Origin of the sequence: Actinoplanes sp. NPDC048791 (assembly GCF_040650095.1) — a bacterium.
In the GTDB taxonomy this organism is placed as follows: Bacteria; Actinomycetota; Actinomycetes; order Mycobacteriales; family Micromonosporaceae; genus Actinoplanes.
Genome location: NZ_JBEZGQ010000317.1, coordinates 1 through 8,216, shown reverse-complemented (window position 1 = coordinate 8,216; position 8,216 = coordinate 1). Strand labels below are relative to the sequence as shown.

General features: G+C 70.6%; 9 protein-coding genes. 6 read left to right on the top strand and 3 right to left on the bottom strand.

Translation table 11 applies throughout. The annotated features are described in order from the left end of the window. Positions 1–389: hypothetical protein (locus AB0C29_RS22570; protein WP_360823243.1), on the bottom strand; the 389-nt coding region annotated here is incomplete at its 3' end. 72 nt (positions 390–461) lie between these two features. On the opposite strand from AB0C29_RS22570, the gene AB0C29_RS22565 reads away from it, so the two are divergent. The 4 genes from AB0C29_RS22565 to AB0C29_RS22550 all read left to right on the top strand — a co-directional run bounded on the left by AB0C29_RS22565 (position 462) and on the right by AB0C29_RS22550 (position 4,308). Next, the gene (locus AB0C29_RS22565; protein WP_360823242.1) at positions 462–1,130 is read left to right on the top strand and encodes a DUF2238 domain-containing protein; all 669 of its coding nucleotides are present in this window, start codon (positions 462–464) and stop codon (positions 1,128–1,130) included. Further along, positions 1,127–1,765 (top strand): LysE family translocator, encoded by a 639-nt coding sequence (locus AB0C29_RS22560; protein ID WP_360823239.1) that lies wholly within the window; start codon positions 1,127–1,129, stop codon positions 1,763–1,765. The genes AB0C29_RS22565 and AB0C29_RS22560 overlap by 4 nt, the downstream gene beginning before the upstream one ends. Positions 1,766–1,854: 89 nt before the next feature. Beyond that, positions 1,855–3,519, top strand: a complete 1,665-nt coding sequence (locus tag AB0C29_RS22555; protein ID WP_360823236.1) for a hypothetical protein — start codon at positions 1,855–1,857, stop codon at positions 3,517–3,519. 312 nt (positions 3,520–3,831) lie between these two features. After that, positions 3,832–4,308: a hypothetical protein gene (locus AB0C29_RS22550; RefSeq protein WP_360823234.1), complete on the top strand. Its 477-nt coding sequence runs from the start codon at positions 3,832–3,834 to the stop codon at positions 4,306–4,308. Between the two features lie 108 nt (positions 4,309–4,416). Here AB0C29_RS22550 and AB0C29_RS22545 read toward each other — a convergent pair whose 3' ends face one another. After that, entirely contained in the window at positions 4,417–6,819 is a 2,403-nt protein-coding gene (locus AB0C29_RS22545; protein ID WP_360823231.1) for a DUF4132 domain-containing protein, read from the bottom strand. Beyond that, positions 6,819–7,181, bottom strand: coding sequence for a hypothetical protein (locus AB0C29_RS22540; protein WP_360823229.1), 363 nt, complete (start codon positions 7,179–7,181; stop codon positions 6,819–6,821). The genes AB0C29_RS22545 and AB0C29_RS22540 overlap by 1 nt, the downstream gene beginning before the upstream one ends. Before the next feature lie 100 nt (positions 7,182–7,281). On the opposite strand from AB0C29_RS22540, the gene AB0C29_RS22535 reads away from it, so the two are divergent. Beyond that, positions 7,282–7,404, top strand: a complete 123-nt coding sequence (locus AB0C29_RS22535; RefSeq protein ID WP_015624451.1) for a ribosomal protein bL36 — start codon at positions 7,282–7,284, stop codon at positions 7,402–7,404. A gap of 116 nt (positions 7,405–7,520) precedes the next feature. After that, positions 7,521–8,216: alpha/beta fold hydrolase (locus AB0C29_RS22530; RefSeq protein ID WP_360823226.1), on the top strand; the 696-nt coding region annotated here is incomplete at its 3' end.

Genomic DNA, 8,216 nt, shown 5'->3' with positions numbered 1-8,216 from the left:
GTGGGGTTGGGACGGGCGATGTCGTAGACCTTCTGCCGGGAGACGCCGAGCCGGGCGGCGACCGTCACCGCGCTGAAGTCGTCGAGCAGAGCCTCGACGGCGAGCGCCCGGACCGCGGAGGCCCGGGAGGTCAGGTGGGCGGTGAGGGCGCTGACCTCGGCCGCGATCAGCGCGACGGCGAGCGGACCGCCGAACGGCCCGGCCCAGTCGGCCGCACCGCCGGCGGCCGCGGCGAACATCTCGTCGCCTCCGTCGGCCAGGGCCGAGCGCACCAGCTCCGGGGCCACCCCGGCCGACTCGAAGCGCTCGCGGACCGGCGCACGGGTGTCGGGCGTACGGTGCGCCAGGACGACGTCCCAGCTGTTGTCACCCCCGGGTTGACTGCTCATGGGTAGAGCATGTGTCACCCCGGGGGTGACTGTCAACCCTCCAGACTGGACCGGGCCGCCTAGAGTGCGGCTGTGCCCCCGTTCCCCCTCGCGTACCGGTGGACGCTGGGCGTCTTCCTGATCGTGGTCGCGGCCACCTGGTGGCGGCCGGAACATCCGGTCGAGCAGGCCATGCACCACTCGCTCACCGTGCTCGGCCTGGCGGCGCTGCTGCTCGTGCAACGGCGCCGCCCATTGCCGTACGCGTCGTTCCTGCTGATCCTGATCTTCCTGGTGCTGCACTCGGTGGCGGCCCGGTGGATCTACTCGTTCGTGCCGTACGACGACTGGACGGAGGCGCTGTTCGGCGTACGCCTCAACGAGCTCTTCGGGTGGCAGCGCAACAACTTCGACCGGCTGGTGCACCTGTCGTACGGGCTCTGCTTCGCGCCGGTGTTCTTCGCCCGGTTCCGGGAGGCCGGGCGCGGCATCCGCTGGTCGGCGCTGGTGGCGGTGGACGTGGTGCTGTCCACGAGCGCGGTGTACGAGCTGTTCGAGTGGGGCATCGCGATGACGCTCGCGCCCGGGGCGGCCGAGGCCTACAACGGCCAGCAGGGTGACATGTGGGACGCCCAGAAGGACATGACGCTGGCGACGGGCGGGGCGATCGTCGCGGTGGCGGTCACGGCGCTGATCGCGTACCACCGATCGGGTTTTGGCTCTCGCCGGATCCCGCAGCCGGCGGCGACGCTGGACGGATGATCAGTCTCGCGTCCCTGCTCGGCGTCACGGCCGTCGCCCTCGGCATGGTGCTCACCCCGGGCCCGAACATGATGTACCTGGTCTCCCGCAGCATCACCCAGGGCCGGCGGGCCGGCATCGTCTCGCTCGGCGGCGTGGTGATCGGCTTCCTGGTCTACCTGACCGCCGCCAACCTCGGCCTCTCGGTGATCTTCGTGCACGTCCCGGAGGCGTACACGACCGTCAAGCTGGCCGGCGCGGCCTACCTGGGCTGGCTCGCCGTCAAGACGCTGCGCCCCGGCGGCACGTCGGTCTTCGCGCCGGGAGACCTGCCGATCGACTCGACGCGCCGGCTGTTCACCATGGGTCTGCTCACCAACCTGCTCAACCCCAAGGCCGCGATCATGTACCTGTCGCTGATCCCGCAGTTCGTCCGCCCGGAAGCCGGGCACGTGCTCGCCCAGGGCTTCGTGCTCGGCGGCGTGCAGATCCTGGTCAGCCTGACGGTCAACCTGCTGATCGTGGCGGCGGCGGGCGGCATCGCGGTCTTCCTGGCCCGGCGGCCGGGCTGGCTGCGGATGCAGCGCTACCTGATGGGTACGGTGCTCGGCGCACTCGCCGTCCACCTGGCCACGGACCGCGCCCGCCCGGCCTGACCCGATCTGACCACTGACGGTCATCGATCCGAAACACGGCGTTCCTACGTTGGCCCCATCCGCTCCCCTTCGCGAGCCAGGTGGTGGCCATGACCCAGGAAGCAACCCCCGAGCAGGCACCCGCGGCCCCCGACGTGCGGGCCGCGACCCACGAGACCCTCGAGGACTACACGCTGCGGTTCGCGCCCCGCAGCTACCGAAAATGGTCGACCGGGGTGGTGGCGGTGTCGGCGCTTGGTGGCATCGCCTACCTCGCCGACTTCGCCATCGGGGCCAACATCGGCATCTCGTACGGCACGACGAACGCGCTCTGGGGCATCGGCGTGTTCGCGGTGGTCATCTTCCTGACCGGCTTCCCGCTGGCGTACTACGCGGCCCGCTACAACCTGGACCTGGACCTGATCACCCGGGGCAGCGGCTTCGGCTACTACGGCTCGGTGGTCACCAACGTCATCTTCGCCACGTTCACCTTCATCTTCTTCGCCCTCGAAGGCTCGATCATGGCGCAGGGCCTCAACCTGGGCCTGCACATACCGCTCTGGCTCGGGTACGCGCTCTCCACCCTGATCATCTTCCCGCTGGTCATCTACGGCATGAAGGTGCTGTCCACGCTGCAGGTCTGGACCACGCCGCTGTGGCTGGTGCTGATGGTGCTGCCGTTCGTCTACCTGCTGGTGAGCCACCCGGAGTCGATCGAGGCGTTCTTCTCGTACCGCGGCGAGGACGGCAACGGCGCGACCAGCCTGGGCTCGATCATGCTGGCCGCCGGGGTGTGCCTGTCGCTGATCGCGCAGATCGCCGAGCAGATCGACTACCTGCGCTTCATGCCGCCCCGCACGCCGGAGAACGCCCGCAGGTGGTGGACGGCGGTGATCCTGGCCGGGCCGGGCTGGGTGATCTTCGGGGCGCTGAAGCAGGCGATCGGCCTGTTCCTGGCGGTCTACATCATCGCGAACGTGGCGGACGGCGCGGCGGTGGCGAACCAGCCGGTGCACCAGTTCCTGGAGATCTACCGCGACATCATGCCCGGCTGGATCGCCATGGCGCTGGCGGTGATCCTGGTGGTGATCAGCCAGATCAAAATCAACGTGACGAACGCGTACTCGGGCTCGCTGGCCTGGACGAACTCGTACACCCGGGTGACGAAGCACTACCCGGGCCGGCTGGTGTTCCTGGGCGTGAACCTGGCGATCGCGCTGATCCTGATGGAAGCCAACATGTTCGACTTCCTGAACACGATCCTGGGCTTCTACGCCAACTGCGGCATGGCCTGGGTGGTGGTGGTCGCCTCGGACATCGTCTTCAACAAGTACCTGCTGAAACTGTCCCCGATGCGCCCGGAGTTCCGCCGGGGCATAGTCTACGCGATCAACCCGGTCGGCTTCGGCTCAATGATCATCGCGGCGGGAGTGTCCATCGTGGTCTTCTTCGGCGGGCTGGGCGAGACGATCAGGCCGTACTCCCCCCTGGTGGCGATCGGCCTGGCGCTGGTCCTGCCCCCGATCTTCGCGACAGCAACAAAGGGCCGCTACTACCTGCGCCGCACCGACGACGGCATAACGCTGGCGATGGAGGACGAGTACGGGAATCCGTCGGGTGAACAGCTGACGTGTCACGTGTGCCGGCAGCAGTACGAGCGGCCCGATATGGCGGCTTGTCAGACGCATGGGGCGCATGTCTGCTCTTTGTGCTTGAGCACGGACAAGGTCGCGGATCACGTCCTGCCGGCCCAGACGTCGCCGGTCTCGGGCTGACAGGTCGGCTGCCGGGCCGGTGTCGGGCTGAACGGCCTGCTGCCGGGCCGGTGTCGGGCTGAACGGCCTGCTGCCGGGCCGGTGTCGGGCTGATCGGCCTGCTGCCGGGCCGGTGTCGGGCTGATCGGCCTGCTGCCGGGCCGGTGTCGGGCTGACAGGTCGGCAGCCAGGCCGATGCGGGCTGATCGGCCTGCTGCCGAGCCGGTCTCGGGCCGACAAGTCGGCTGCCGGGCCGAGGTCTGACTTGGCCGGGGTTCTCCGCTCGGTCCCGGATGGCCGGGGCCGAGCCGGGTCGGCGCCTAGTCTCGGCTGATGTCGTTCTGCTGGGATGTCTACGTGTGGCTGCCGGAGCGGACGCCTGAGCTTCTGCAGGCGTTCGTCGACCGCTACGTCGACACCGAAGCACCCGGCGACGACCGGCTGCCGTCGTTCCTGCGCACCTACGTCACGGGCAAACCGACCGAAGCCGACGCCGCGGCGCTGGCCGAGCTCCGCTCGCCTGACGGCAGTTCGGCGTTCACCCTGTACCTGCACGGCCGCAACCACCCCTGGGCAATGATCACCATCACCGAGGACGAGGCGGCCGTGCTGGGGCTGAGCATCGACGACCCCGACAACTCCCCGGCCAGGCGTCAGGAAGCGGAAAAGCTGATCGACCACCTCCGCACCGAGTTCTCCGCACCCGCCGGAATCGCGGGCGTGGAGATGCCACCACCGCGATCCCGTCACCAGTGGCGCACCGACGACACGCAGCTTCGCGCCGGCACCATCCCGGACGACCCGGCCTGAGCCCACCGCCTCCCCGCCCCGCCCCGCCGCTACCCCTACCGCCGCTACCCCTACCGCTGCTGCCGCCGCCCACCACCGCCGCCGCTGCTGCCGCCGCCGCTGCTACTGCTACTGCCGCTGCCGCCACCACCGCCAGGCCCTCGTCGGCGTCGGCGTCGGCGTCGGCGTCGGCGTCGGCGTCGGCGGACTCTGACATTGCTCGGGATCGTCCGGCCCGCGGCCGGCTGGGAGCTGCGGCACGATCGTCGGGTCGGTGATCGTGTCGTCGGCGGCCAGCAAAACAGCCTTGGACAGGATCAGAGACAGCACCCGGTCGTCGTCGAAGGGCAGGTGGACCGCCGGCTTGCGCTTCTGGTCCGGGACGATGCACAGATAGGTGTCGTCGGGTTCGATCAGGATGTTGGCCGAGCCGAGGTGGATCCGGTACGTGCCACGCTGACCGCGGACCCGGAGGTACCTCTCCGTCAGCTCACACCGCGGCCCGATCGACAACCGCGGCAGGAGCCGGGCCAGCACGTCTCGACGTACTTCGGCCGAGGCGGTCAGAGCACCGAAGCCAGCCGACTCCCGATAGGCGCGGAAAGGCGTAGTTCCCCGGTCCTGCCAGGCCTCGTCGGCCGCGATCGACGTGACGCCGACGAACAGATCCACGTCGCGCATCGCCTCGCTGAACACCCGCGCTGGCACCTCGGTGAGCGGCGCATCCTGCCACGCCTCGCCGGCGCGGCGGGTGAAGCGGACCTCGCCGAGCATGCAGTACACCACTTGATAGTCCGCTTCCCCGGCCGCCTCGTGGGCCAGCAGCGCCCGCCACTCTCCCCCACCGAGATCCTTCGAAGCTTCCGTGCGGTGACCCTGGTCCCACGTGCCCAGGTAGCTCGCCGCCCAGCCCCGGGTCCGCATCAGAGCGTTGGCCTGGCGGTAGCGCAGGATGTGCCCCGCGAAACGCCGCGACGAGGTCCGGCTCGACGCCTCCGCCGGAGTCAGCGGATACACCTCTCGGAACGCCTGTTTGAACGGCTGCCGCAACTCCTCCACTCCGATGTGGTCACGCCAGCGCGCCACCTCGCCGGGCCCAGCCAACGCCGGATGCCAAAGCCGCACTAGCCCGCCGACCGCCTCGAACTGGTCGCCCGCCTCATCCACCAGCCTCCAGCCGCCGTCGGCCTCGCGACGCGGAATGCCGGCCCGCCACGAGCTGCCGTCCACCGACGATTGCCAGATGAGGCAGCCGGCCACAGCCCCCGTGAGCGGATGATCCAGATAGCGTGCCACCCAGTCGGCCCACGCCCAGCTCCGCTCCTGGGACAGCAGCGACTCGACCCGATCGCGTTCCGCGGCCAGCGTCCTGGTGATCTCCTTGACCAGCGCCCGGGCTTCCGTGACGTCCACATCGGCGGGCACTCGCTTGAGCGGCCTGCCGTCCCGCATGACCACCAATCGCGCCTTGCCGTCAACGACCTCCACCAGGATGGAGCCGGGCACCAGCCAGCGCCGCCTCTGCGCATCCAGGCTGTGGTCGTCGATCCCGAGTTCCAGCGCCTCACCGGTCGCCCAGCCACGCGCGGTCTCGATCCGCTCGACCGCAGCGCGAACCCGCGCCAGCAACGGTTTGCTCCGCACCGTAAGCGCCAGCCGCACCAGCGCCCGGACCGGTGCGTCGCCCGCGCGATCCGCCAAGATCTCCACCGCAGCCGCCGCTGTTCGCGGCGCCCGCACCTCCGAGGACGCCGTGGCCGCCCGCACCGCGACCCGGGCCAGCAAAGGAGTCGAACCCGGATCCCGGGCGGCGAACCAGATCAGCCCCCGCACCAGCAGATCGGTGTCCTCGCCGACCGACCCTTGGTAGGCACAGAACCGCTCCAGCAAGGGGGTGACCACGCCCGCCGTGCCGCGCAGCTCATCCGCCCGGCGCAGCCAGCCCTTGGCCGGCACCGGCTTGGCCAGCGACTCGGCGTGCCGGAGCACCGCACGCGTCCCGGCATCGGTCAGCAACGGCCGCAGCGACTCCTGCACCGCCGCGTCGAACACGTCGTCCGCCGGCAGCACGTGACCGGGTCCGCCAGGGTCGATCCGGTCCAGCACAGCGCCGTACGCCTGGGACAGCGAATGCCGCACCCGCACAGCCAGATAGCTCGTCTTCACCGCGTCCAGCACCGCTTCGAAGGCCGGCACGAGGTCATGCAGCTCCTCCGGCGGCAGCGCGGCACCGATGATGGCGGGCAGGCGCCACGGCGAGCCGTCATCCCGTCCGGTCTCGCCGGCCAGCACCCGCAGGCTCCAGATCAGGTCGTCCCGGGTCCAGCACACGTCATCGGTCGCGAGCGCGGCGATCACCTCGGCCGGGTGCACGAACGGGGCGTCGTCGCGGGCCGCCTCCCAGTGCAGGCGCAGACAGATCAGCCGGCGGTGGTCCGCGGGCAACGCCGGGTCGGCGTCCGTCGTCCGCACCTCGTGCAGGCGTGGGTCGGGGTCGACCGCCGGGGTCAGGTCGAGCAGGATCGGCTCCATCAGCCACCCACCAGCGGGACCAGGCGGATGAACGCCACCGTCGGATCCCCGCGCAGGTCGATGAGCTGGTCGAGGTCGTCGACCTGGTGCCGGCCGACGATCATCACGAAGCCGTTGCGGGCGAACGCCTGGCACGCCGCGTCGGCCTGCGCGGTCCAGTCGAGGCGCTGTCCCCTCCGTACCGTGAAAGCCGTCAGGCCGCAGAAAGCCTCGCCCGCCGTGGCATGGAAGCGGGCCACCTCCTCGCGGACCCGCAGGCGCAGCAGCTCGCGCGCGGTGATCTCGTCGGGCAGATCCGGCAGGATCCACTCGTCGATCGCCCGGCCCGCCATGGTCTCGTCGCGCACCATCACCTCGGCCACACCCACCCCTTCCCTTCGGCCCGGTCATCATGGCGGCAGCCTCCGACAGTTTCCGGAATGCCGGGGTGACCGGCGGCGTTGGCAGGACCGAGGAGGCATCATGAAGGTTCGCAACTCGCTCCGGTCGCTCAAGAGCAAGCCGGGTTCGGTTGTAACCCGCCGGCGCGGCCGGATGGTCGTCATCAATCGCAAGAACCCCCGCTGGAACGGCCGTCAGGGCTGATCCCGCGATAACGTGACAAGGCAACAAGGCCGGGAACCCGCCGCCACGGGTTCCCGGTCTTTTGCGTGTGGGAGATCACATCGCCGCCGGTGACCGTCCACCCGGACACTGTCCCGATGGAACCTCGCGTGCATCCGGTGCCCTCCACCGACGGCGTCACCCTGACCGTCGAGGAGTACGGCGAGCCCGGCCGCGCCGCGTCCGTGGTCTTCCTGCCCGCGCTCGGGGTGCCGCTGGCCTACTACGGCCCGCTGTTCCGCGCCTGGGCGGCCGCCGGCCGGCACGTCGTCGGCGTGGAGCTGCGTGGCATGCCGCAGAGTCCGGTCGCCGACCTGCGCCGCGACTCGTTCGGCTACGCCCATCTCGTCCGCGACGACCTGCCCGCGGTCTTCACCGACCCGGCCGTCGCCGGCGCGGCCAAGGTCGTGCTGGTCGGCCACAGCCTGGGCGGTCAGCTCGCGCTGCTGTCGGGCGCCGCCGGCACGGTACGCCCGGACGCCGTCGTCACCCTGGCCACGGGTACGAGCTCCCCGTTCGCCCGCAGCGGCCGGCTCGCCCGGGCCCAGCGCGCCGCCGGGGTCCGCTTCGTCGGCGCGGTGACCTGTTCGCTGGGCTACTGGCCGGGGCACCGGCTCGGCTTCGCGGGACGCCAGCCCCGCACGCTGATGAACGACTGGGGTTACGAGGCCCGCCACGGCCGCTACCGCCTGCGCGGTGACCGCACCGACTACGAGGCCGCGCTGGCCGATCTGCCCGTGCCCGCGCTGCTCGTCGACATCGCCGGCGACCGGATGATCCCGCGCGCCGCGGTC